Source organism: Kitasatospora sp. NPDC093806 (genome assembly GCF_040683335.1).
GTDB lineage: Bacteria > Actinomycetota > Actinomycetes > Streptomycetales > Streptomycetaceae > Kitasatospora.
The window spans coordinates 39,427-64,522 of sequence record NZ_JBFBDO010000039.1; the positions used below are offsets into that span (position 1 = coordinate 39,427).

Consider the following 25,096-nt stretch of genomic DNA (forward strand, 5'->3'; position numbering starts at 1 on the left):
CCTCTCCGGGGAGAGCACCGTGAGCACCACCCACCGCGCCGCCGACACCGCCGGCACCGCCGACAGCACCGCCGTCGCCACCGCCGTCGCCACGACCGCGACCGCGACCGCGACCGCGACCGACGCCGACACCGCCCGCCGGATCGCCGAGCTGTCGCCCGAGCAGCGGGCCCGGCTGGAGGCCCGGCTGCGCGAGCGGCTGGCCGGCCGCCGGGCCGCCGCCCCGGCCGGGGTGCCGCGCCGCGACCCGGGGGCGCCGGTGCCGCTCTCCTTCGCCCAGGAGCAGATCTGGCTGGCCCAGCAGCTCGAACCGGCCTCGGCGGCGTACAACGTGCCGATGGCGGTGGCCTGTTCGGGGCCGCTGGACGTCGAGCGGCTGGCCGGGGCGTTCCGCACGGTGATCGCCCGGCACGAGGTGCTGCGCACCACCTTCGCCACCGGGGCGGACGGCGCGCCGGTCCAGCTGGTGCAGCCGGCCGGCGGGTTCGAGCTCCCGGTGACCGACCTGCGGGCGACGGGCGAAGCGGACGGCGTCGAGGCACGGGTGCGCGAACTGCTGGCCGCGGAGGCGCACACCCCGTTCGACCTGGCGGCCGGGCCGCTGCTGCGGGCCGCGCTGCTGCGCACCGGCGAGCAGGAGCACGTCCTGCTGCTGACGATCCACCACATCGCCGCCGACGCCTGGTCGGTGAACGTGCTGCTGGCCGAGCTCGCGGCGGCCTACCGGGCGGACGGTGGTGGCTTCCTGCCGGAACTCCCGGTGCAGTACGGCGACTTCGCCGCCTGGCAGCGCGGCCGGATGGCCGGCCCCGGCTACCAGGAGAGCCTCGACCACTGGCGGCAGCGGCTCTCCGGTCTGGCGGACACCCCGCCGCCGGCCACCGCCGCCGGCCGTCCGGCGGGCGGCGCGGGCGCCGGCTCGCACAGCCTGGAGCTGTCAGCCGAGGTCACGGCCGGTCTGCGGGCGCTGGCCGCCGCGCACCGGACCACGCTCTTCACGGTGGCGCTGGCGGCGCTCCAGGTGCTGCTGCACCGCTACGGCGGCGGGACGGAGCCGGTGGTGGCCACCCCGGTCGGCGGCCGTGAGCGCACCGAACTGGAGGGCCTGATCGGCTGCTTCGTCAACACCCTGCTGCTGCGCGGCGACCTGTCGCCCGGCACCACCGGGGCTGAACCGACCTTCGCCGAGCTGCTGGACCGCGTCACCGAGGCGACCCGGCAGGACTTCCGGCACCAGGAGGTCCCGTTCGAGCAGCTGGCCGCGTCACTGCGGGCCCAGTCGCCGGACGGGCTGGCCCGCACCATGCTGGTGCTCGACCAGGCCGCCCCGGGCACCGCCGCCGAGGCACCCGCCGGCGAGCTGGTGCTGCGCCCGCTGGACGGGGCCGGCCCGGCCGACGCCAAGCGCGACCTCACTTTCACCGTCTCTGAGTCCGTCTCGGCTGCCGCCTCGGAGACCGGCTCGGAGGCCGGCTCGGAGGCCGGCGGGACCCTGGCGCTGACCCTGGTGTACCGCACCGACCGCTACGAGGAGCGCTCCGCCGAGCGGCTGCTCGCCCACTTCGCCGCGCTGCTGCGCGAGGCCGCCACCGACGCCGCCCGCCCGGTCGGCCGGCTGCCGCTGCTGACCGCCGCCGAGCGCGGGCTGGTGCTGGACGACTGGAACGCCACCGCCCTGGAGGTGGCACCCGGCACCTTCCACGGCCGGTTCGCCGAGCAGGCCGCCCGCACTCCCGGGGCCGTCGCGGTGGTCGGCGCCGACGGCAGCCACAGCTACGCCGAACTGGACCGGCTGGCCAACCGGCTGGCCCACCACCTGCGCGGGCTGGGCGTCGGCGCCGAGACCCCGGTCGGCATCCGCCTGGAGCGGAGCGCCGGGACGGTGGTCGCGCTGCTGGCCGTGCTCAAGGCCGGCGGCTGCTACGTGCCGATCGACCCGGCCCAGCCGCAGGAGCGGATGGCGATGATCCTCGCCGACACCGCCGCCCCCGTGGTGATCACCGATGCCGCCGGGGCCGGCCGGCTGCCGGCCGGGGTGCGGGCGGTGGTGGTCGCGGACGCGGCGCTCGACGCGCTGCCCGACACCGCCCCCGAGGTGGCCGTCGACCCGGGCCAGGCGGCGTACGTGCTGTTCACCTCCGGCTCGACCGGACGGCCCAAGGGCGTGGTGGTCGAGCACCGCCAGGTCCTCAACTACCGCACGGCGGTGGTGTCCGCGCTCGGCCTGGCGGGCGGGGCCGGGTACGCGATGGTGCAGCCGTTCACCTTCGACTCCTGCGTGACCGTGCTGTCCGCCGCACTGCTGGGCGGCGGCACCCTGCACATGGTGGACGCCGACACCGCCGCGGACGGGCGGCTGCTGGCGGCCTACTTCGCCGAGCACGCGATCGACTACCTGAAGATCAGCCCTTCCCACCTGGCCGCCCTGGAGGGGCCGGGCGCCGAGCACCGGGTGCTGCCCCGGCGCGGCCTGATCATGGGCGGCGAGGGTTCGACCAGCACCTATGTGCGCGAGCTGCTGGGCCGGGCGGAGTGCGCCGTCCTCAACCACTACGGGCCGACCGAGACCACGGTCGGCGTCACCACCCACCACCCGTCCCTCGCGGAGCTGGCCGGCACCGCGACCGTGCCGATCGGCCGCCCGCTGGGCAACGTCCGGGCGTACGTGCTGGACGGGCACGGCGAGCCGGTGCCGACCGGGGTGCCGGGCGAGCTGTTCATCGGCGGCGCGCAGGTGACCCGCGGCTACCTGGGCCGACCGGGGCTGACCGCCGAGCGCTTCGTCCCGGACCCGTTCGGCGCGCCCGGCGCCCGGCTCTACCGCACCGGCGACCTGGCCCGCCACCGCGCCGACGGGGCGATCGAGTTCCTCGGCCGGCTGGACGACCAGGTGAAGATCCGCGGCTTCCGGATCGAACTGGGCGAGGTGGAGGCCGCGTTGGCCGCGCTGGAGCCGGTGGCGGCGGCTGCCGTGATGGTGCGCGAGGACCGGCCGGGAGACAAGCAGCTGGTCGGCTACCTCGTCCCGGTGCCCGGCGCCGAGGTCGAACCGGCTCTCCTGCGCCGGGAGTTGGCGAAGGCGCTGCCCGGCTACATGGTGCCGTCGGCGCTGGTGGTGCTGGACGCGCTGCCGCTGACCGCGCACAACAAGCTGGACCGCCGGGCGCTGCCCGCCCCGCCCCGCCAGGACGCCCCCGCCGGGCGCGCCGCGCGCGACGAGCGGGAGGCCGCGCTCTGCCGGATCTTCGCCGAGGTGCTGGGCGCCGAGCGCGAGCCGGGCATCGACGACAGCTTCTTCGACCTGGGCGGCCACTCGCTGCTGGCGATGCGCCTGGTCGGGGCGGTCCGCGCCGAGCTGGGCGTCGAGCTGGGTGTGCGCGAGCTGTTCGAGGCGCCGACCGTCGCCGAGCTGGCCGCCCGGCTGGCCCTCGCCGCGCCCGCCGCCGCGCTGCCGCCGCTGACCCGGATGGAGCGGCCGGAGGTGCTGCCGCTGTCCTTCGCCCAGCGCCGGCTCTGGTTCGTCAACCGGATGGAGGGTGCCGACGCGACCAGCGCGTATGCGATGCCGGTGGTGCTGCGGCTGACCGAGACGGTCGACGTGCAGGCCCTGCAGGCCGCGCTGGACGACGTCGTCGAGCGCCACGAGACCCTGCGCACCAGCTTCCCCGAGACCGACGGCGAACCCCGCCAGCACATCCACCCCGCCACGCCCTCACTCATCCCGCTCGTTGTGGTCGAAACCGACGAGGCCACCGCCCGCCAGCGGATCGCCGACCTCGCCACCCAGCCCTTCGACCTCACCACCCAACTCCCCCTGCGCGCCGCCCTCTTCACCCTCACACCCGACCAGCACCTCCTCACCCTCGTCCTCCACCACATCGCCGGCGACGGCTGGTCCATGCGCCCCCTCACCCACGACCTCACCACCGCCTACCACGCCCACACCACCCACACCACCCCCGACTGGCCCCACCTCCCCATCCAGTACGCCGACCACACCCTCTGGCAACACCACCACCTCGACCACACCCTCCAGCAGCAACTCACCCACTGGACCACCCACCTCACCAACCTCCCCGAAGAAATCCCCCTCCCCACCGACCACCCCCGACCCACCACCCCCACCCACCACGCCAAAACCCACACCACCCACACCACCCCCCTCGTCCACCAGCACCTCACCACCCACGCCCACACCCACCACGCCACCCTCTTCCACACCCTCCACGCCGCCCTCGCCACCCTCCTCACCCGCAACGGCGCCGGCACCGACCTCCCCATCGGCACCCCCACCGCCGGCCGCACCCACCCCCACCTCGACCACCTCATCGGCTTCTTCATCAACACCCTCACCCTCCGCACCAACACCACCGGCAACCCCACCCACACCCAACTCCTCCACCACACCCGCGACCTCAACCTCACCGCCCTCACCCACCAAGACCTCCCCTTCGAACGCCTCGTCGAAGCCCTCAACCCCACCCGCACCCCCCACCGCCACCCCCTCTTCCAAACCATCCTCACCCTCAACAACACCACCGGCGCGGACTCCGGACTCGTCGCCCAGGAGGTGGAGTTCGCGAGCGCCGCCAAGTTCGACCTGTCGTTCTCGGTGGCCGAGCAGCACACCGCCGACGGCGCCCCGAACGGCCTCACCGTCACCATCGAGTACGCCGCCGACCTCTTCGAGCCCGCCACCATCGAGCGGCTCGCCGAGGAGTTCCAGCGCATCCTGCGCAGCGCCGCCGAACACCCCGACACCCCGATCCACGAGATCGACCTGCTGGGCGACGCCGGCCGGGCCGAGCTGGCCGCGCTCGCCACCGGCGCCGTCCACCCGCTGCCCGCCGCCGCCCTGCCGGAGCTGTTCGCCGCCCAGGTCGCCCGCACCCCCGACGCCCCCGCCGTCACCTGCGGCACCCACACCCTCAGCTACACCCAGCTCGACACCGCCACCGAGCGGCTGGCCCGCCACCTGACCGCGCTGGGCGCCGGCGGGGAACGCCCGGTCGCGCTGCTCCAGCAGCGTTCGACGGCACTGGTGGTCAGCACGCTCGCCGTGGTCCGGGCGGGCGGCGCGTACGTGCCGCTGGCCGAGAACTGGCCGGCCGAGCGGATGGCCCTGGTGCTCGCCGACACCGGCGCCGAGCTGCTGCTGGTCGACGCGGCCACCCGCGACCTGCCGTTCGTCCGGGCCCAGGCCGCGGCCGGCGTCCGGGTGGTGGACGTCTCGGCCCCGCTGCCGGAGCCCGCCCTCGCCGACGCCCTCCCCGTCGTCCAGCCGGACCGGCTCGCCTACGTGATGTACACCTCCGGCTCCACCGGCACCCCCAAGGGCGTCGCCGTCACCCACGCGGACGTGGCCGCGCTCGCCGCCGACCGCTGGTGGCAGCAGGACGGCCACCACGAGCGCGTGCTGTTCCACTCCCCGCACGCCTTCGACGCCGCCACCTACGAGCTGTGGGTGCCGCTGCTCAGCGGCGGCCAGGTCGTGGTCGCGCCGGCCGGCGAGCTGGACGCCGAGCGGATCGCCCGCCTGATCGCCGAGCACGAGGTCACCGCGCTCTGGCTGACCGCCGGCCTGTTCCGGCTGCTCGCCGAGGACGCGCCGCAGTGCCTGGCCGGGGTGCGCGAGGTGATGACCGGCGGCGACGTCGTCCCGGCGGCCGCGGTGCGCCGCGTGCTCGCCGCCCACCCGGGCCTGCGGGTGGTGGACGGCTACGGGCCGACCGAGACCACCGTCTTCGCCACCCGGCACCCGGTCACCGCCGGGGACGAGCTCGGCAGCACCGTGCCGATCGGCCGGCCGCTGGACAACATGCGGGTCCAGCTGCTCGACGCGGGCCTGCGCCAGGTGCCGCCGGGCGTGCCGGGCGAGCTGTTCATCGCCGGCGCCGGCCTGGCCCGCGGCTACCTCGGCCGCCCGGGGGCCACCGCCGAGCGCTTCCTGCCGGACCCGTTGGGCGAGCCCGGCTCCCGGATGTACCGCACCGGCGACCTCGGCCGCTGGCGCGGCGGCGTGATCGAGTTCCTCGGCCGCACCGACGACCAGATCAAGCTCCGCGGCTTCCGGATCGAACCCGCCGAGATCGAGACCCACTTCACCGCCCGCCCCGACATCGCCCAGGCCGCCGTCCTGCTCCGCGAGGACCACCCCGGGGACCCGCGCCTGGTCGCCTACCTCGTCGCCGCTCCCGGCAGTACGCCCGACCCCGGCGAGCTGCGCGCCACCGCCGCCGGCCGGCTCCCCGCCTACCTCGTCCCGTCGGCCCTGGTGCTGCTGGACACCCTGCCGCTCACCCCGAACGGCAAGCTCGACCGCCGCGCCCTCCCCGCACCCGACAGCACCGCGCGCCCCGCCGGCCGCGCGCCCCGCACGCCGCGCGAGGAGGTCCTCCGCGAGCTCTTCGCCACCGTCCTCGACACCGAGGTCACCGGCATCGACGACAACTTCTTCGACCTGGGCGGCCACTCGCTGCTGGCGATGCGCCTGGTCGCCGCCGTCCGCGGCAGGCTCGGCGTCGAGCTGGGCGTGCGCGAGCTGTTCGAGGCGCCGACCGTCGCCGCCCTCGCCGAGCGGCTGGACCTCGCCGCGCCCGCCACCGCGCTGCCGCCGCTGACCCGGATGGAGCGGCCGGAGCGGATCCCGCTCTCCTACGCGCAGTCCCGGCTCTGGTTCCTCAACCGGATGGACGAGACCGAGCGCGCCTCCTACAACATCCCGGTCGTCCTGCGGCTGACCGAGGCGGTCGACGTCCAGGCCCTGCAGGCCGCGTTGGACGACGTCGTCGAGCGGCACGAGACCCTGCGCACCGCCTTCCCCGAAACCGACGGCGAACCCCGCCAGCACATCCACCCCGCCACGCCCTCACTCGTCCCGCTCGTTGTGGTCGAAACCGACGAGACCACCGCCCGCGAGCGCATCGCCGACCTCGCCGCCCAGCCCTTCGACCTCACCACCCAACTCCCCCTGCGCGCCGCCCTCTTCACCCTCACACCCGACCAGCACCTCCTCACCCTCGTCCTCCACCACATCGCCGGCGACGGCTGGTCCATGCGCCCCCTCACCCACGACCTCACCACCGCCTACCACGCCCACACCACCCACACCACCCCCGACTGGCCCCACCTCCCCATCCAGTACGCCGACCACACCCTCTGGCAACACCACCACCTCGACCACACCCTCCAGCAGCAACTCACCCACTGGACCACCCACCTCACCAACCTCCCCGAAGAAATCCCCCTCCCCACCGACCACCCCCGACCCACCACCCCCACCCACCACGCCAAAACCCACACCACCCACACCACCCCCCTCGTCCACCAGCACCTCACCACCCACGCCCACACCCACCACGCCACCCTCTTCCACACCCTCCACGCCGCCCTCGCCACCCTCCTCACCCGCAACGGCGCCGGCACCGACCTCCCCATCGGCACCCCCACCGCCGGCCGCACCCACCCCCACCACGACCACCTCATCGGCTTCTTCATCAACACCCTCACCCTCCGCACCAACACCACCGGCAACCCCACCCACACCCAACTCCTCCACCACACCCGCGACCTCAACCTCACCGCCCTCACCCACCAAGACCTCCCCTTCGAACGCCTCGTCGAAGCCCTCAACCCCACCCGCACCCCCCACCGCCACCCCCTCTTCCAAACCATCCTCACCCTCAACAACACCACCACCGGGCCCGACAGTTGGGGCGCGGAGGCGGCCGCCGACCCGAGCGAGGACACCGGCCGGGCGGCGAAGTTCGACCTCTCCTTCACCGTCAGCGAGCAGCACACCGCCGACGGCGCCCCGAACGGCCTCACCGTCACCATCGAGTACGCCGCCGACCTCTTCGAGCCCGCCACCATCGAGCGCCTCTCCACCCAGTTCCAGCGCATCCTGCGCAGCGCCGCCGAACACCCCGACACCCCGATCCACGACATCGACCTGCTCGACGAGGACGAGCGCCGGGCCCTGTTCACCGACTGGAACGGCGAGCGGCGCGAGCTGCCCGGACGGACCCTGCCGGAGCTGTTCGCCGCCCAGGTCGCCCGCACCCCCGACGCCCCCGCCGTCACCTGCGGCACCTCCGGCGCCACCGACACCCTCAGCTACGCCCAGCTCGACACCGCCGCCAACCGGCTGGCCCGCCACCTGGTGGCACAGGGCGCCGGCCCCGAGCGGCTGGTCGCCCTGGCCGTGCCGCGTTCGGTGGAGACCCTGGTCGCCGTGCTCGCGGTGCTCAAGTCCGGTGCGGCGTACCTGCCGGTCGACCTCACCCACCCGGGCGAGCGGATCGCCTACACGCTGGCCGACGCCGAGCCGCTGTGCGTGCTCACCACGAGCGAGGCGGCCGGTCTGCTGCCCGCCACCGAGCACCCGCGCCTGCTGCTCGACGCCCCGGACACCGTCGCCGCGCTGGCGGCCCTGCCCGCGCACGACCTCACCGACGCCGACCGCGCGGCCCCTCTGTCGCTGCGCAACCCGGCCTACGTGATCTACACCTCCGGCTCCACCGGCCGCCCCAAGGGCGTGGTGGTCGAGCACCACTCGCTGGACGCCTACCTGGCCTGGGCCCGCGAGGCCTACGGCAGCGTGGCCGGCCGGGCGCTGGTCCACTCGCCGGTCTCCTTCGACCTCACCGTCACCGGCCTGTTCGCCCCGCTCACCAGCGGCGGCACCGTCCAGCTGATCGAGCTGGACGACGAGGCGCCCAGCGCGCGGGAGTTCGACCGGCCGAGCTTCGTCAAGGCCACCCCGAGCCACCTGGCCCTGCTCACCGCGCTGCCCGAACGCTTCTCCCCCACCGAGCAGTTGGTGCTCGGCGGCGAGTCGCTGATGGGCGAGGTGCTGGACGAGTGGCGCCGCCGCCACCCGGGCGCCACCGTGATCAACGAGTACGGCCCGACCGAGACCACCGTCGGCTGCACCGAGTTCCGGATCGAGCCCGGCGACAGCGCGCCCTCCGGCGTGATCACCATCGGCCGCCCGATCTGGAACACCCGGATGTACGCGCTGGACGAGGCGCTGCGGGCGCTGCCGGTCGGCGTCGGCGGCGAGCTGTACATCGCCGGCGACCTGGTCACCCGCGGCTACCTGGGCCGCCCCGCGCTCACCGCCGAGCGCTTCCTGCCCGACCCGTTCGGCGAGCCCGGTTCCCGGATGTACCGCACCGGCGACCTCGGCCGCTGGCAGCACGACGGCGCCGGCTCGGGCCGGCTCGAATTCCTCGGCCGCACCGACGACCAGATCAAGCTCCGCGGCTTCCGGATCGAACCCGCCGAGATCGAGACCCACTTCACCAGCCGCCCGGACATCGCCCAGGCCGCCGTCCTGCTCCGCGAGGACCACCCCGGGGACCCGCGCCTGGTCGCCTACCTCGTCCCCGCCCCCGGCGCCGCGCCCGACCCGGCCGAGCTGCGCGCCACCGCCGCCACCCGGCTCCCCGCCTACCAGCTGCCCTCCGCGGTCGTCCTGCTCGACACCCTGCCGCTCACCCCGAACGGCAAGCTCGACCGCCGCGCCCTGCCCGTCCCCGACACCGCCGGTCCGGTCGCCGGCCGCACCCCCCGTACGCCGCGGGAGCACGTGCTCCGCGACCTGTTCGCGGCCGTCCTCAACACCGAGCAGGTCGGCATCGACGACAACTTCTTCGACCTGGGCGGCCACTCGCTGCTCGCCGCCCGGCTGACCGCCCGGATCCGCGAGGAGCTGGGCGCGGAGATCGGCCTGCGCGCGCTGTTCGAGACGCCGACCGTCGCCCTGCTCGCCGAGCGGATCGGCGCCGGGGCCGCTGGGAGCGGCAGCGGCGAGTCCACCGCCGGGCTGGGCCGGCTGCTGCCATTGCGGACCGGCGGCTCCCGCCCGCCGCTGTTCGCCGTGCACCCCGGCGGCGGCCTCGGCTGGTGCTACTCCGGCCTGGTCCGGCACCTGGACCGCGACCGGCCGCTGTACGCGGTGCAGGCCCGCGGTCTCGACGGCACCGGCGAACTGCCGGGCACCGTCGCCGAGATGGCCGCCGACTACCTGCGGCTGATCCGCGAGGTGCAGCCGAGCGGCCCGTACCACCTGCTCGGCTGGTCCTTCGGCGGCACGGTGGCGCACGAGGTGGCCCGCCAGCTCCAGGCGGACGGCGAGGAGGTGGCGCTGCTGGCGATGCTGGACTCGCACCCCACCGGCTCGTTCCGGCACGCCGGGCGGCCCGGCGACGCGGAGATCCTCTCGCTCGCCCTGGACGGCCTCGACCTCGACGAGCTCGACGCGCCGGACGGCGAACTCCCCTCCGCCGAGGCCGTGCTGGGGCTGCTGGAGGAGCGCGGCAGCGTGCTCGCCGGCCTGGACCCGGCCGCGCTGGCGCGGCTGGTCAAGGTGACCGCCAACAACATCACCCTCGCCCAGGGCGTCCAGGGCGAGCAGCCCGGCCGCTACCGGGGCCCGGTGCTCTTCTTCGAGGCCCTGCCGGGCCGGGGCGCCGACGGCACCCCGCTGACCGACCACTGGGCCGAGCACGTGGACGGCCCGATCGAGAACCACCCGCTGGCCATCCCGCACAGCCGGTTCACCACGCCGGAGGCGCTGGCCCTGATCGGCCCCGTCCTGGCCGCCCACCTGCGCTGACCGGGCCCCGCCGGGTGGAGGGGGCGGCCCCCGTCCCCTCCACCCTTCCCTCCCTCCTCCTCCCTCCTCCCGAACGGAGCCGCCACCCGATGCCCCCGCCCCTGCCCCTGTCGCCGCCTCCGGTGCCGACCCCTCCGGAGGCGCCGTGACCGTCTTCCTGATCGTCTGGGCCGGCCGGCTGCTCACCGCCCTCGGCTCCAGCATCTCCGGCTTCGCCCTCGGCCTGTGGATCTACCAACAGACCGGCTCCGTCACCCAGTTCGCCACCGGCCTGCTGCTCGGCTTCGCCCCCGGCATGCTGGCCGCCCCGGCCGCCGGCGTCCTGGTCGACCGCCACCGGCGCCGCACCGTCCTGCTCTGCGCGGACACCGTCGCCATGCTCGCCGCCGCGGCACTCGCCGCCGCCCAGACCACCGGGCACCTCACCATCTGGCAGGTGTACGCGACCACCGTCGTGGAGTCCTGCTGCGCCGCCTTCCAGTGGCCCGCGCTGGCCGCCGCCGTCACCGGCATGGTCCGGCCCGACCAGCGCGGCCGGGCCGGCGCCATGACCCAGACCGCCCTGGCCGGCGCCCAGTTGCTCGGCCCGATGCTGGCCGCCGTCCTGCTCGGCGCGGGCGGCCTGCGCGCCGTGCTGCTGGTCGACGTCGTCTCGTTCGCCCTGGGCGTGCTCACCCTGCTGATCGCCCGCTTCCCCGAACCGGCCGACCACCGCAGGCGACCCGATCAGCCGACCCATCGACCAGGCTGGCGCGCCGAGTTGACCGAGGGCCGCAAGCTGCTCACCGGCCAACCGGGCCTGCGCCACCTGCTCCGGCTGGTCACCGTGTTCAACGCGGCGGAGGCCGCCGCGACCGCCCTGCTGCTCCCCCTGGTCCTGTCCGCCACCCCGGCCGACGACCAGAACGCGGCGGTCGCCCTGGTCAGCACCGCCGGCGGGTTCGGCCTGGCGGTCGGCAGCGTCGCCATGTCGGTCTGGGCCGGCCCCCGCCGTCCGCTGCCCTGGATCACCGCGGCCACCGTCCTCAGCGGCGCCGCGGTCCTGCTGGCCGGCCTCCACCCGCGCCCGGGCCTGCTGGCGGCGGCCGCCTTCACCTTCTTCCTCGGCCTGCCGGTGGTCAGCAGCTGCTCCCAGGTGCTCTGGCAGTCCGCCGTCGCCGCCGAGGCCCAGGGGCGGGTGTTCGCCCTGCGCCGGATGTTCACCCAGGGCGGCACCCTGCTCGGCTACCTGCTGGCCGGCCCGCTGGTCTCCCTGGTCTGCAACCCCCTGGTAGCCCCCGGCGGCCCGCTCGCCCCCACCCTCGGCCGCCTGCTCTCCACCACCGACGACCCCGGCAGCGCCCTGCTCCTGTGCTGCACCGGCCTGCTGCTGGCCGTCACCGCGCTGACCGGCCGCCGCCACACCGTCACGCCGCTCCCACCACCATCTCCGACGTATCCTGAACAACCGGACATCCGGGCCGGCGCCGCCAACTCCAGCACCCCAGAGGCATTGTGATCATCCGTCCGACCACCCCCTCCGACCTCGACCGCGTCCTCCCGCTGCTCGCCACCGGCCCCGCCGGCGGCCTGACGGCCGACACCTACCGGACCCGGATCGCCAGCGGCGAGTACCGCCCCGCCTGGACCTGGATCGCCGAACCCGACTCCGCCACCCCCGAGGACACCCCGCTCGCCCTCGCCGTCTGGTGGGGCGACCCGGACGACGCCCACCCCAGCGCCCTCGACGGCCTCTACGTCCACGACTCGGTGCCGACCGACCCCGAGCGCACCACCCTGGCCGCCGACCTGCTCAGCGCCGCCCACGCCGACTACGCCCGGGCCGGCCTGGAAGCCCCGGCCGACTACCACCTCGTCCTCCCCGGCGACTGGCGCGAGCAGCCCGACACCCACGCCGCCGTCGCCTGGCGGCAGGAGGCCGCCCGCCGCGCCGGCCTCCCGGCCGACCTGGAGCGCCTCCGCTACGAGTGGACCCCCGAGGCCGGCCTCCCGGCCCCCTCCGACCGCCTCCACTTCACCCCGGAACCCGACGACGAGGTCTTCGTCGACCTGTTCCGCCGGGTCCTCGACGGCAGCCTCGACGCCGCCTCCCGCACCGAGGCCGACCGCGTCGGCGAGGAGGCCCAGGCCCGCGAGGACGTCGCCTTCTACCGCGACACCATGCTCGGCGACCGCACCTGGTGGCGCGTCGCCCGCACCCCCGACGGCGAACCCGTCGGCTTCGGCCTCCCCTCCCGCAACCACGCCTCCCCCGTCGTCGGCTACCTCGGCGTCCTCCCCGCCCACCGCGGCCACGGCTACGCGACCGACATCCTCGCCGAGATCACCCGCATCCTCGCCACCGAGACCACCCCCACCCAGATCCGCGCCGACACCGACCTCACCAACACCCCCATGTCCACCACCCTCGCCCGCCTCAACTACCGCAACACCACCCGCCGCCTGGTCCTCTCCGCCGAGTGAGACGTCAACGGCCCGAGCCGACGAACCGGAACCCGCGGGTGCTCCGATGATCCCCGGCGGAACGCCGCTGGGCCGCTCCCGTGTGGTGGCGGGAACGGCCCAGGGGTGCGGGGGGGGCGCTCAGGCGCGGTCGGGGAGGCGGCGGAGGGTGCGGATCGGGCGGGTGAGGAGGAGGGCGGTGGCGGTGAGGAGGGCGACGACGACGCCGACGAGGAGGACGCTGTCGGTACCGAAGGCGCCGACCGCCGGGCCGGCCAGGGCGCTGCCGATCGGGAACATGCCGACGGAGCCGGCCACCTCGTAGGCGTGGACGCGGTTCAGGGCCTCGCCGGGGACCTGGGTCTGGACGCTGGTCGCCCACATGACGCCCCAGATGGTGATGCCGACGCCGACCGCGACCTGGGCGGCGGCGAGCAGCCAGACCGGCCAGCCGAGCACGATGCCCAGCGGGTAGAGCGGGTAGGCCAGCATCGCCACCGCGCCCGCCGCGAGCGGGTGTTCGGGCTTGAAACGGATGGCGAGCAGGCCGCCGGCCACGGTGCCCGCGCCGAACGCGCAGTTGAGCAGGCCGAAGGCGGTGGCGCCGTGTTCGGGGACGATCACGCCGGCGGCCAGCGACAGCTGCGGCCCCCAGGAGAAGACGGCGAAGAACATCCAGATCACGATCACGCCCCAGAGCCAGCTGCGGGAGCGGAACTCGTACCAGCCGCCGACCAGGTTGCGCCACAGGCTCTCGCCGGCCGGCGGGGCGGGCACCTTCCCGAGCCGGAGCGCGAACAGGCAGACGGCGCTGGTGGCGTAGGCGACGGCGGCGATCACCATCACCCAGCCGGTGGAGCCGAAGCCGACCAGCAGGCCGGCCAGCGCCGGGCCGCCGAGCGCGGTGAGCGCCTCGGAGGTGCGCAGCACGCCGTTGGCGCCCTGGACGTCGCGGGAGACCAGCGGGACGGTGGAGGAGGCGCCGGGCTGGAACATCGCGTTGGCGACGCCGGCGATCACCAGCATCGCGTAGAGCTGCCACAGGTGGTCGATGCCGTGGAAGAACAGCAGGGCGAGCAGCACGTGGGCGGTGAGGTTGGCCAGGTCCGCGAAGATCATCATCCGGCGGGCGGTGAACCGGTCGGCGAGGACGCCGCCGAACAGCACCAGGCCGGCGAACGGGCCGACCAGGAAGGCCATCGCGTAGCCCGCGATGCTGACGCCGTACCCGGCGCTGAGCAGGCCGGCCGAGACGGCGACCGGCAGCATGGCGAAGCTGAGCAGGCCGGCGCTGCGGGCGGTGAAGTAGAACCGGAAGTTGCGGGTCCAGATCGCCGGCCCGTCGGTGCCCGGTCCGGTGGACACCGAGGGGTCGGACGGGTCGGACGGGTCCGCCGCCGGGTGGTCTGCCTCGGGGTGGTCTGCCAGGACTTCCTTCATGACGACGCGATGCTCCAGCCGTTGCTCGTGGTGTTTCGTGGTGTTCAGGATCGGGTGACGGGGACGCCTGCGGGGGCGGCCGGGACGGCGGCCAGTTCGCCGACGGTGACCGGTTCCAGGCCGCGTTCGAGCAGGCCCTCGATGATCGACGGCAGGGCCCGGACGGTCTGGCCGCGGTCGCCCGCGCCCTCGTGCATCAGCACCACCGAGCCCGGCCGGACGCCGCCGAGCACGGTCTCGGCGATCCGCTCCGGCCCGGGCCGGGACCAGTCGCGGGAGTCGACGTCCCAGAGCGTGACGGTGCCCGGGTGCTCGGCGAGGGTGGCCAGCACCTCCGGGGTGAGCCCGCCGTAGGGCGGCCGGAACCGGGTCGGCGCCTCGCCGGTGACCCGGGCGACCGCCTCCGTGGTCCGGTCCAGCTGTTCGCGCAGCTGCTCGGGCGTGAGGTCGGGCAGGAAGGGGTGCGACCAGGAGTGGTTGCCCAGCTCGTGCCCGGCGTCGGCGATCCGGCGGACCTCGTCCGGCAGCGCGGCGACGTGGTGGCCGACGCAGAAGAACGTCGCCCGGGCGCCGTAGCGGTCCAGGATCTCCAGCACCTGCCGGGTGTGCACCGGGTCGGGGCCGTCGTCGAAGGTCAGCGCGACCCGCGGGGTGTCCCGCCGGCCGTGCTCGAAGCAGCGCCCGGCGGCCGTCATCGCGGCCTGCGCGGGCGCGCTGCGCCGGACGCCCTCGTGGTACTCCTCGGCGCGGCCGGTCAGGCTGCCGCCCTCGGCGGTCACCCGGGCCGGGCCGTCGAGGGCGCTGCGGGCGAGCCGTTCGGCGGGGACGGAGCCGAACCGGGGCCGGGGCGGCAGCAGCCAGGGGTCGGCCCGGTAGACGTCCAGGCCGGCGGCGGTCAGCGGACCGTCGAGCAGGCCGTTGGTGCTGTCCAGGACCACGGCGAGACCGGATCCTTCGCTCAACCCCCGCAGCCAGGGCACGAGTTCGGCGACCCGGTCGGCACCCCAGCTGCTCGCCTCGACGACCCGGCGGCCCGCCCCGTCCAGGACCTCGACCTGGTAGCCCTCACCCGTCCACGCGATGCCCGCCGCGACGCCCGCGTACCGCCCGCCCATCAGTCCCCCAGGGCGAGCGCCCGGGCGACGACCAGCCCCTCCACTCCGCGCAGGAACCGCTCCATGTCCGCGCGGGAGAACACGGCGGGGTCGGCGGTCATGGCGAGTTCGAGGACGCCGGGGGCGGTCAGCACGTCCACCGCCAGCGAGACGTTGGCCCGGGGCAGGAAGTCGGTCGGCCAGCTCAGCTCGGTCCGGCCGGCCAGTTCGGCCAGCGGCTCGGACGGCCGCTCGACCGTCTCGAACGGGCCGCTGCCCGGGTCGCGGGTGTCGTTCCACCAGTGCGAGTGGTCGCCCGCCTCGCCCTTCTCGATCAGCTCCGCCCGCTCCCGGTCCAGCGCCCACTTGTCGTACCCGGCGTGCCGGAAGGCGGTGAACGCGACGGACCGGGTGCGCCGGACCGCGTCCGCGAAGTCGGTGGCCGCGTCCGGGAGGAGGAAGACGGCCTCCTGCGCCATCGTGCTGACCGACTCGGCGGCGGCCGGCTGGAAGCGGTTGCCGACCACCACCTGGAAGAGCACGTCGTCGCTCCCGGACATCAGGGCCAGCTGGTGGGAGGCGGCGCCGAGCAGCAGCGCGGCGTCGCTCACCCCCAGCTCGGCCGCCACCGGCTCGACCGCCACGGCGAGCGCGGGCGAGCGCAGCAGGGCGTTGGGGAACAGCCGGTGCGGGTCGGCGGCGAGCTCCGGCGCGGCGGGGTCGTGGTGGATCCGCCGGGGGCCGGCGGCCAGCCGCTCGCACCAGTAGCGGCGGGCGGCCTCGTCCCGGCGGCGGCCGAGCGGCGAGGCCTGGACCGCCGCCGCCTCCAGCGGCTGGAGCGCGGGGCGGTCCCGGAGCAGCGCCTCGGCGGACTCGCCGGCCTCGATCAGCGCGAGGTCGCGGAGCATCCGGCCCTCGCCCCACAGGTCCATCGCGGTGTGCGAGGCGGCCAGCACCAGCCGGTGGACCAGGCCCCCGCTCTCCACCAGGCCGACCCGGAACGGCCATTCGGCCGCGTGGTCGAAGGAGCGTCCGGCCAGCTCCTCCATCAGGGCCTCGCCGACGGCGGGGGCCTCGGCGGCGGTGCACGCGCGGACGGTGACGGCGAGGTCGCCGCTGCCGTCGACGACCTGCTCCAGGCCGTCGGCGCCGTCCGGGAGCAGCCGGGTGTGCAGGCTGTCGTGCATCCGGAGCAGCTCGGTGAGGTCCGCCAGGACGGCGGCGGCGGGGCGGGGCGGGGTGACCGGGAGGTCGAGCCGCAGGTTGTAGCGGGGGGCGTCGTCACCGAGCCGAGTGACGACACCCCAGATCGCCCGCTGGCCCCAGGTGGCCGGGCCGGTGCCGGCCCGCGCGGAGTCCAGCCTGATGGTCCGTTCCTCGACGGTGGTCATGATGGTGCACGTTCCCTTCGCTCTGCCTCGTACGACGACGCCTGCTGAAAATCGGACCGGAGCCGGATGGATCCGCTAGTCCAGGCCCTGCGAGATGACCATGCGCTGGATCTGGTTGGTGCCCTCGACGATCTGCAGCAGCTTGGCCTCCCGCATCCACCGCTCCACCGGGTGGTCGGCGACGTAGCCGGCGCCGCCGAGCACCTGCACCGCGTCGGTGGTGACCTTCATCGCCACGTCGGTGGCGAACAGCTTCGCCTTGGCCGCCTCCAGCGAGTACGACAGGCCGGCGTCCTTCAGCCGGGCGGCGGCCAGGGTGAGCGCCCGGGCGGCGGCGATCTGGGTGGCCATGTCGGCGAGCAGGAAGCCGACGCCCTGGAAGTCGACGATCCGCTGCCCGAACTGGCGGCGCTCCCGGGCGTACTTCACCGCGTAGTCGGCGGCGGCCTGGGCGATACCGACGGCGCAGGCGGCGATGCCCAGCCGGCCGCAGTCCAGGGCGCCCATGGCGATCAGGAAGCCCTTGCCCTCGCGGCCGATCAGCCGCCCGGCCGGGACCCGGACGCCCTCGAAGCCGACCTGCGCGGTGGGGTTGGACCAGACGCCCAGCTTCCGCTCCGGCTCGTGCACCACCATGCCGGGCGTGTCGCCGGGGACGACCAGGCAGGACAGGCCGCGGGCGCCGGGGCCGCCGGTGCGGCTGAACACGTTGTAGAAGTCCGCGTGCCCGGCGTGGGTGACCCAGGCCTTGGTGCCGGTGATCAGGTAGCCGTCGTCCGCGCGCTCCGCCCGGGTGGTGAGCGAGGCGGCGTCCGAACCGGCCTCCGCCTCGGACAGGCAGTAGGCGCCGAGGAGTTCGCCGCCCAGCATGTCGGGCAGCAGCTCCGCGCGCTGGGCCGGGGTGCCGTAGGTGGCGGTGCCGAAGCAGGCGAGGTTGTGCACGTTGACCGCCTCGGCGACGCCGAACCAGTGGTAGGCGATCTCCTCCAGCGCCTGGAGGTAGACCTCGTACGGCTGACCGCCGCCGCCGTACTCCTCGGGGTACGGCAGGCTCAGCAGCCCGGCCTTGCCGAGGGTGCGCACGATCTCCCGGGGGAACTCGTGGTTGGCCTCGAACTCGGCGACGCGGGGCGCGAGTTCACCGGCCGCGATCTCCCGGACCAGGCCGAGCAGATCGGCCGCCTCCTCCGTGGGCAGGATGCGCTGGACCTTCATCGGACCACCTCTGTGCGTGTCGGGCGTGGTGAGCGGAGCGGGTGGGGCGGGTGGGGCGGGTGCATCGGACGGAAGGGCGGCGCGGTCAGCCGCGGTCCCAGCCGGCGACCTCGGGCCAGTGCCGGGCGACCCGGCGGACCGCGTAGTCCCAGTAGGAGCGGACGGACAGGTCGGCGTAGATGAAGTCCTGCTTGGCGGCCACGTCCCGGTCGGTGGACCAGACGTACGGGACGCCGCTGGCCTCGGCGGTCAGCTGGAGCCGGCAGGCCCGTTCCAGCACCTGGGCGAAGACCGAGGCGTGCCGCACGCTCTTGCCGACGATCACGCCGCCGTGGTTGCGCAGCAGGACGGCCGGGTGGTCGGCGAGGTCCTCGGCGATGTGCTCGCCGGTCTCGATGTCCAGCACGGTGTTGCTGGTCTCGGTGAACAGGCCGAGCCGGTCCCGGAAGTAGGCGCCGTCGTGCGAGATCGGGCGCATCGGCAGGTCGGTGGCGCCGAACAGCAGGGTGTACGGCGCGTGGCTGTGCACGATGCCGTTGACGTCCGGGCGGGCCCGGTAGATGGCCTGGTGCAGCGGCAGCTCCGGCGGCGCGAGCGGCGGCGCGGGCAGGGTGTGGTCCACCGAGCAGCGGACCACGTCGTCCGGGGTGGCCTCGTCGAAGCCGACCAGCGCGCCCTTGATGAAGAACTCGTCGCGGCCGGGGATCCGGGCGGAGATCTGGCCCTGGTTGAAGTCGTCGTGCCCGTCGAGGGAGAGCATCCGGGCGCCGGTGGCGACCTGGAGGACGAGCCGGCGCTCGGCCGGGCTCAGCGGCTTCGGCTCGGCGCCGGTCACGGTGGTCGCGGTGGTCATGTCGTGCTCCTCGCTGTCAGGTCGTCGTAGACGGTCCGCATGGTGACCAGACCGGGGGCCGCGGCGCGGGCCCAGCCGGCGGCGGCCAGTGCGCCCCGGGCGGGCACCGTCCAGCTGCCGACGTGGTGCCGCACGTGCAGCGACTCGCCGTCCCAGGTGTGGGTCAACTCGTGTTCGCTGACCGGGAGTCCGGCCCGTTCGTCGGCGATGTCGGCGACCGCCCGGCCGCTCGCCCCGGCCCAGGTGCCGGCCAGTACGAGGGCGGTGGCACTGGGCCGGTGCGCCTTGCCGACCGGGTGCCGCTCCCGGACGGTGGTGCTCGCCTCGAACCGGCCCGCGGTGAGGGCGGCGGTGAACTCGGCGATGCGCAGCTGGAGGTAGTGGGCGAAGGAGAGGTTGGTGGCCCGGACCACCGGCACCTCCTCGGCCAGCTCCGCCAGCGCCTGCCACTGGGCGTCGGTCAGGTTGGAGACGCAGGCGACCAGCGGGATCCGGCGGGTGGCGCAGTAGTCGAGGACCTCGGGGTGCGCCTCGGGCCCGCTGACGTCCACCAGCACGTCGGGGTCGGCCTCGACGGACCAGCCGCCGCGGCGGGAGGCGGTGAGGGTGACCGGGACGCCCTCGGCCCGGCAGACCGACCGCAGGGCCGAGCCGAGCCGCCCGAGGCCGACGATCCCGATGGTGGGACCGTCGCCGTCACCGGGCGGCGGGGCAGGCGTCCCGGCGGCGGGTGCCTCAGGCATCGGCGCCGACGCCGCTGGCGACCACCAGGGCCGTGACGGTGTCGATGGTCTCGTAGTGCTCGATCGGGGCCTCCGGGTCCAGGTAGACGCCGACCTCGTTCTCGATGCTGTCGATCAGCCGCATGTAGGAGAGCGAGGAGTAACCGACGTCGCGGAGGGAGTAGTTGGCGCCGGTGAGCTCGGCGGCGGAGACGCTGCCGTCGCCGGCCGCGATGGCGAGGTCGAAGATCTTGGTGCGGAGCGCGGTCTGGTCCATGGGGTATTCCTGTGTCTCGAAGTGTCGCGAGGCGTCGCGAGGTGTCGCGAAGTGTCTCGAAGGGGGGTTCAGTTGCTCTGGAGCTCGCCGACCAGGCGGCGCAGGCGCTCGATCGACGGCTTGCCGATCGAGTTCGCGGGGATCTCGTCCACCAGGTGCAGCAGGCCCGGCAGCTTGAACGCGGGCAGCGTCGCCGCGCAGTGCGTGCGCACGGACTGCGCGGTCACGCCGGGCTCGACGGCGACCACGGCGGCCAGGGTCGGCTCGCCGTGCCGGTTCTCGGCCTCGAAGGCGACCGCGTCCAGCACTCCGGCGGCCGTCCGCAGCACCTCGACGACCTCGATCGGGTCGATCTTGCGGCCGCCCACGTTGACCATCCGGCTGGTGCGCCCGGTGAGCCGGAGCGCGCCGTCCACCAGCCGGCCCTGGTCGCCGGTGCGGTAGTAGCCCTCGGCGTCGACGCGTTCCTCGAACACGCCGGGGGCGTTGAGGTAGCGCGAGCCCATCGACTCGCTGCGGACCCGGATGCCCTGCTCCTCCGCGAGCAGGTGGACGCCGGGCAGCGGGGCGCCGAGCCCGGTGCCGGCCCCGTCGGCGGCGTAGGTGAGCGGACCGGCCTCGGCGACGCCGTAGTAGTTGTTGATCGGCACGCCGGTGATCCGGGTGAACTCCTCGCGCACGCTCTCGCGCAGCGGGGCGCCGGAGGAGATCGCCGCCCGGATGGCGCCGAAGCCCTGCTGCGGGGCGCGCCGCACGATCGACTCGTACAGCGCCGGGAAGGCCACCAGCCGGGTCGCGGCGGTGCTCTCCAGCAGGCGCACCACCCGGGAGGCGGTGGGCAGTCCGTGCGACAGGTGCAGCGAGGCGCCCGGCAGGAAGGCGGCCAGCAGCGAGGTGTTGAAGGCCAGGCCGTTGGAGAGCGCGGCCAGGCAGGCGATCCGGTCGTCGGCGGCGAGGCCGGTGCCCTTCGCCCAGTTGGCGGCCGCCGCGGACACCGCCGCGCCGGAGAACTCGATGCAGTTGGGCCGGCCGGTGGAGCCGGAGGTGAAGCGGCACACCTCGGTGTCGTCCAGCAGCTGCGGGCGGGGGGCGTCGGAGCGGCGCACCCGGCTGAGCGTCAGGGCGCCGAACTCGCCGCCGTCCGCCGCGTCTTCGCCGTCCGGCTGGTCCTCGACGACGGTGCCGAGCTCGGCGCCGGGGGCGTGCAGCAGCAGGTCCAGGCCGCAGTCCTCGGCGATCCGGGAGAGCTCGAACGGGCCGAAGGCGGAGTCGGCCAGGAACGGCACCGCGCCGGCGAACAGGGTGGCCAGGTAACCGACCACGTAGTCCACGGAGTTGGTGGCGTACAGGCCGACCCGCAGCCGGTCGCCCGGCAGGTCGCCGGCCGGGCGGTACCGGGCGAGCCGGTCGGCCGCGGCGCGGGCCCGCTCGGCGAGTCCGGCGTAGTCGATCGAACCGGAGGCGTCGGTGACGGCGAGCCGGTCGCCGTGGCGGGCGAAGGCCTCGGCGAAGACACCGGGCAGGACGCCGGGCAGGGCGGCGGCCGGGACCGCGGGGGCGACGTCGGCGGGGAGGAGGGCGGACATCGGGATCACCGCTCGTTCTGGGCGTGCGCCATGGCAAGCCGGTCGAACTTGATGCCCGAGTCGTCCGGGCTGCCGAGCAGCAGGGCGTAGAGGATCTCGTCGTCCTCCGGCAGCCCCGCCAGGGTGCGCCACAGCGGCGTGTCGAAGCCGCCGATGCCGGTGACGCCGACCTGCGCGCGGTTCGCGCCGAGGTAGAGCAGCTGGCCCAGGGCGCCGCAGCGGAAGGCGAGTTCGCGCAGGTTCTCGGCGTCGCCGGCCGAGCCGGGTCCGGCGAGCGAGGTGCGCGGCACGTGCAGCAGCAGGACGGCGGCGGCGCCGGCCAGGGCGCGCTGCTGCATGCAGGCGCGGGCCACCTCGTCGGTACTGGGCAGCCGGCCGGGCCGGCGCTCGCCGGTGTCCAGCCGGTAGACGGCGTCCCGGTCGGGGTCGGTGGTCGACCGCAGGACCAGGGTGGCGGAGAGCGGCGAGGCCACCGGGAGGTCGGTCTCCAGCGGCGTCGACAGGGCCGAGACGGCCCGCCAGACGGCGGTGGCGGGGACGGGCTCACCGGTGAAGGCCTTGCTGGAGAGGCGGGTGCCGATCAGCTCGGGCCAGCCGGACACCTCGCCCAGTCCGGCGCTCCCGTCCGGCAGTTGACGCTCCGCGCGGACCTCGGCGAGCGGCGCGGGCACGGTCCGCACGGTCGGCGAACCGGCCTGCTCGGGCCATCCGGCGAGGGAGTCCCAGCAGGTGCTCTCCAGCCAGGACCGCCAGGTCGGACCGCGCGATTCCCGGTCGGTGTCGTCGTGGACGGTCCAGCGGTTCGGCGCCTCGTCGGACCCGCCGGTCGAACCCACCGGACCGGTCGAACCCGCCGGACCGGCCGGGACCAGGAGCGCGGAGTGGATCTCCCGGCAGTTCTCGCCCGCCTCCAGCAATTCCGAGAGGGATTCCCTCGGGAAGCGCAGTCGCAGCACCCCGGCCGCACCGCGGCCGGCCGCGGCCAGCGCGAGGTTCCCGGCCGCGTGGCCGGCGTCCAACTGGGTGTACAGGTAGCCGCGGTCGCCGTACTTGCGCATCGACAGCCAGGGCCGGGTGAGCGTGAGCACCAGCGCGCCGCCGTCCGCCGGAACGGTCAGCAGCGACGCCTCCAGGGCGGCGGTGACGCGGTCCCCGACGGCGATCCGGGCACAGGTGCGGCGGTCGGCGTCGATCCGGAAGGCGGTCGGCACGCCGTCCTCGACCACCAGGACGGCGAACTCGTACGGGTACACAGCTCCCGCCGACGGCACCGCCCGCCCGACGTACGAGCCGCCGGAGCGCTTGGCGCGGCTGGTCAGCGCGCCCTCCTCCAGCAGCGACAGGGCGAGGCGCAGACCGGGCGCGGCCACGGGTTCGGCCGGCGGCTCGGGGGCCGCCGCGGGCAGCGCCACCCGGGCCCACAGATCGACGGCGCCGGCGGCGGGCTCGCGCTCGGGCGCGCAGGCGACTGATCCGGCTTTTTGAGTGATCAGTTTTCCTTGCACGTCTGACGCACACCTCCTATTCTCTGACAATCCACGGGAATATGCACGGGGCAGCGTGCGGGCAGGAATTACCCTCCGCACCGTTCTGCGGACCTAATGCACCACGGAGGAATGTGAGGGGCATACCAACTGCGGTTGCGAAAAAAAATTCGTTACAGGGCGTGCAGATGCCCTCTGAACAGGGCTGGCGGTCGCACCAAACACCCGTCCATCCGGCCCCCCGTCTCAGAATCCGACACATTACCGATTGCGCGTCTCATACCCCCGCGAACGCATGATCGGTAACTGCCATTGCCAGCATGCCAAGGGTGTCGGGCAATGGTCAAGACCATTGTTAACAAAGCTGTCGAATGAATCCCGCCCAACCGGGCGAATGAGCCGGATAGGCCCGCAATACGGATTGACCGGGCCTCGCCGACAGCCCGGGGCAATACGGATCCTCGCTGGCGATATCGCGCGCAGGACGACAAAAGCGCCCGGATCGGCGGGTGGTGACACCACACCGATCACGGGCGCCGTGGCGCGTCCGGGGGTCAGCCGGCCTGCGGTCGGCCGGCCTGCGGTACGGGGGCGCGGCCGCGGTCCAGCCGGTGGCCGCGGACGTGGCCGCGCCGGTCGTAGCTCCGGCTCGCGCCGAAGCCGACGGCCAGCGCGAGCAGCAGGTAGCAGCCGAGGGTCAGCCAGGCCGAGCCGAGGCCGGCCGCTCCCCGGGCGTCGAAGAACAGCACCGACCGCACCCCGTCCACCACATGACGGGCCGGCAGCAGCGCGCCGAACTCGGCGAGCGTCGAGGGCATCGCCTGGACCGGCATGGCGCCGCCCGAGGTCGGCGCGCCGAACAGGGTGACCAGCAGCAGGGCCAGCAGCTGGCCCGGGGTGCCGAGCGCGGCGACCAGGCAGAGCGTCAGGGTGGCGACGGTGACCGTGGTCCCGACCGAGAGCAGCCAGAGCTGGAACAGGTGCGGGGTCTCCAGGCCGAGCAGGCCGGTGGCGGTGGCGAGCACCGCGGTGCCGCTGAGCAGGGCGGCCCCGGCGCCGATGCCGAGCTTGGCGAGCAGGGTCTGGGTCCGGGAGATCGGCGCGGCCGGCTGCAGCACCCGCTTGGGGCCGAGCTCCATCGGGAGGTAGCCGAGGGCCACGTCCAGCCCGGTGGTGACCATGATCGCGGGCAGCAGGCCGGCCAGCAGCAGCATGATCGCGTAGTAGAGCGGCAGGGTGCCGCCGCCGGACTTGGCCGGGACGGGGTGGCCGGGGGCGGTGGTGACCCGGACGGGGTCGGCGAGCAGCAGCCGCAGTGCCGGGCCCGGGGTGCCGGTGGCGCGGTCGAGCAGCTGGCGGCCGAGGCGGGCGGAGGCCTCCGCGGCGGCGGCGGTGGCGGCGGTCTGGGACAGCGAGGCGGCCACGCCGCCGGCGCCCGGGTTGGTGAGGACTGTCAGCGCGGGGCGCTCGCCGGGCGCGGCGGACGCTCCGGCGCCTTCCGCCGTCAGCAGGCCGAGGGCGGAACGGCTGAAGTCCGGCGGGATCACCAGGACGGCGTAGACCCGGTCGTCGGCGAGCCGGTCCAGTGCCTGCTCCTGGCTGCCGAGGTCCTGCCAGGCGATCCGGTGCTGGGTCGCGCCCTGCTGGAGGACGCCGTCCAGGGCGAGCCGACCGAGCTCGACCCGCTCGCCCCCCGCGGCGGCGCCGGTGTCGGCGTTGACGACGCCGACCGGCAGGTCGTGCAGCCGGCCCTGCGGGTCGATGCTCGCCCCGAGGTAGGTGGACGTGCAGATGACGGCGAGCAGGGCGCCGACGACGGCGGTGAGCCAGGCCTTCGGCCGGCGCCAGATGGCGGTTGCGCGCATGCGCTTCCTCTCGGTGGGGCGGGCCGGCGCCCCACCGGGGCGCGGGCCCGCGGTGGTGGGGGGGGCCCGGCCCCGTGGGAGCCGGGCCGCCCCCCCCAGGGGTGCC

13 protein-coding genes are annotated in these 25,096 nt (G+C 74.9%); 3 read left to right on the forward strand and 10 right to left on the reverse strand.

Annotation, left to right across the window (positions count from 1 at the left end; genetic code table 11):
* Positions 1 to 19: 19 nt before the first annotated feature.
* The 3 genes from AB0N76_RS19945 to AB0N76_RS19955 all read left to right on the forward strand — a co-directional run bounded on the left by AB0N76_RS19945 (position 20) and on the right by AB0N76_RS19955 (position 13,084).
* A complete protein-coding gene (locus AB0N76_RS19945; RefSeq protein ID WP_363558806.1) occupies positions 20 to 10,621 on the forward strand; it encodes an amino acid adenylation domain-containing protein in 10,602 nt (3,533 codons plus the stop codon).
* A 145-nt stretch (positions 10,622 to 10,766) separates the two neighbouring features.
* Entirely contained in the window at positions 10,767 to 12,119 is a 1,353-nt protein-coding gene (locus AB0N76_RS19950; RefSeq protein WP_363558807.1) for an MFS transporter, read from the forward strand.
* Positions 12,116 to 13,084, forward strand: coding sequence for a GNAT family N-acetyltransferase (locus AB0N76_RS19955; RefSeq protein ID WP_363558808.1), 969 nt, complete (start codon positions 12,116 to 12,118; stop codon positions 13,082 to 13,084). Before AB0N76_RS19950 ends, AB0N76_RS19955 begins: the two co-directional genes overlap by 4 nt.
* A 120-nt stretch (positions 13,085 to 13,204) precedes the next feature.
* Here the strand turns inward: AB0N76_RS19955 and AB0N76_RS19960 are convergent, their stop codons facing one another.
* The 10 genes from AB0N76_RS19960 to AB0N76_RS20005 form a co-directional block, all read right to left on the reverse strand.
* On the reverse strand, positions 13,205 to 14,503 hold the full coding sequence (locus AB0N76_RS19960; RefSeq protein WP_363558809.1) for an MFS transporter: 1,299 nt from the start codon (positions 14,501 to 14,503) through the stop codon (positions 13,205 to 13,207).
* A gap of 44 nt (positions 14,504 to 14,547) precedes the next feature.
* Positions 14,548 to 15,618, reverse strand: a complete 1,071-nt coding sequence (locus AB0N76_RS19965; protein WP_363558810.1) for a polysaccharide deacetylase family protein — start codon at positions 15,616 to 15,618, stop codon at positions 14,548 to 14,550.
* Positions 15,618 to 16,988, reverse strand: a complete 1,371-nt coding sequence (locus tag AB0N76_RS19970; RefSeq protein ID WP_363558811.1) for a condensation domain-containing protein — start codon at positions 16,986 to 16,988, stop codon at positions 15,618 to 15,620. Before AB0N76_RS19970 ends, AB0N76_RS19965 begins: the two co-directional genes overlap by 1 nt.
* A gap of 75 nt (positions 16,989 to 17,063) precedes the next feature.
* Positions 17,064 to 18,203: an acyl-CoA dehydrogenase family protein gene (locus AB0N76_RS19975; protein ID WP_363558812.1), complete on the reverse strand. Its 1,140-nt coding sequence runs from the start codon at positions 18,201 to 18,203 to the stop codon at positions 17,064 to 17,066.
* 85 nt (positions 18,204 to 18,288) lie between these two features.
* Positions 18,289 to 19,056, reverse strand: coding sequence for a class II aldolase/adducin family protein (locus AB0N76_RS19980; protein WP_363558813.1), 768 nt, complete (start codon positions 19,054 to 19,056; stop codon positions 18,289 to 18,291).
* Positions 19,053 to 19,799, reverse strand: a complete 747-nt coding sequence (locus tag AB0N76_RS19985; RefSeq protein ID WP_363558814.1) for a dihydrodipicolinate reductase C-terminal domain-containing protein — start codon at positions 19,797 to 19,799, stop codon at positions 19,053 to 19,055. Before AB0N76_RS19985 ends, AB0N76_RS19980 begins: the two co-directional genes overlap by 4 nt.
* Positions 19,792 to 20,055 (reverse strand): phosphopantetheine-binding protein, encoded by a 264-nt coding sequence (locus tag AB0N76_RS19990; protein WP_363558815.1) that lies wholly within the window; start codon positions 20,053 to 20,055, stop codon positions 19,792 to 19,794. The genes AB0N76_RS19985 and AB0N76_RS19990 overlap by 8 nt, the downstream gene beginning before the upstream one ends.
* 68 nt (positions 20,056 to 20,123) lie before the next feature.
* Positions 20,124 to 21,641 (reverse strand): class I adenylate-forming enzyme family protein, encoded by a 1,518-nt coding sequence (locus tag AB0N76_RS19995; RefSeq protein WP_363558816.1) that lies wholly within the window; start codon positions 21,639 to 21,641, stop codon positions 20,124 to 20,126.
* 5 nt (positions 21,642 to 21,646) lie between these two features.
* Complete coding sequence (locus AB0N76_RS20000; protein ID WP_363558817.1) at positions 21,647 to 23,146, reverse strand: nitroreductase family protein; 1,500 nt, start codon at positions 23,144 to 23,146, stop codon at positions 21,647 to 21,649.
* Positions 23,147 to 23,679: 533 nt separating this feature from the next.
* Positions 23,680 to 24,990 carry an ABC transporter permease gene (locus AB0N76_RS20005; protein WP_363558818.1) on the reverse strand — a complete coding sequence of 437 codons (1,311 nt, stop codon included), beginning with the start codon at positions 24,988 to 24,990 and terminating at the stop codon, positions 23,680 to 23,682.
* Positions 24,991 to 25,096 lie beyond the last annotated feature (106 nt).

Excerpts from the sequence above, each read along its gene's own strand:
- AB0N76_RS19970 (WP_363558811.1), bottom strand. The coding sequence starts at position 16,988 with ATGACCACCGTCGAGGAACGGACCATCAGGCTGGACTCCGCGCGGGCC.
- AB0N76_RS19980 (WP_363558813.1), bottom strand. The coding sequence starts at position 19,056 with ATGACCACCGCGACCACCGTGACCGGCGCCGAGCCGAAGCCGCTGAGC.
- AB0N76_RS19965 (WP_363558810.1), bottom strand. The coding sequence starts at position 15,618 with ATGGGCGGGCGGTACGCGGGCGTCGCGGCGGGCATCGCGTGGACGGGT.
- AB0N76_RS19975 (WP_363558812.1), bottom strand. The coding sequence starts at position 18,203 with ATGAAGGTCCAGCGCATCCTGCCCACGGAGGAGGCGGCCGATCTGCTC.
- AB0N76_RS19960 (WP_363558809.1), bottom strand. The coding sequence starts at position 14,503 with ATGAAGGAAGTCCTGGCAGACCACCCCGAGGCAGACCACCCGGCGGCG.
- AB0N76_RS19990 (WP_363558815.1), bottom strand. The coding sequence starts at position 20,055 with ATGGACCAGACCGCGCTCCGCACCAAGATCTTCGACCTCGCCATCGCG.
- AB0N76_RS19995 (WP_363558816.1), bottom strand. The coding sequence starts at position 21,641 with ATGTCCGCCCTCCTCCCCGCCGACGTCGCCCCCGCGGTCCCGGCCGCC.
- AB0N76_RS20005 (WP_363558818.1), bottom strand. The coding sequence starts at position 24,990 with ATGCGCGCAACCGCCATCTGGCGCCGGCCGAAGGCCTGGCTCACCGCC.
- AB0N76_RS19985 (WP_363558814.1), bottom strand. The coding sequence starts at position 19,799 with ATGCCTGAGGCACCCGCCGCCGGGACGCCTGCCCCGCCGCCCGGTGAC.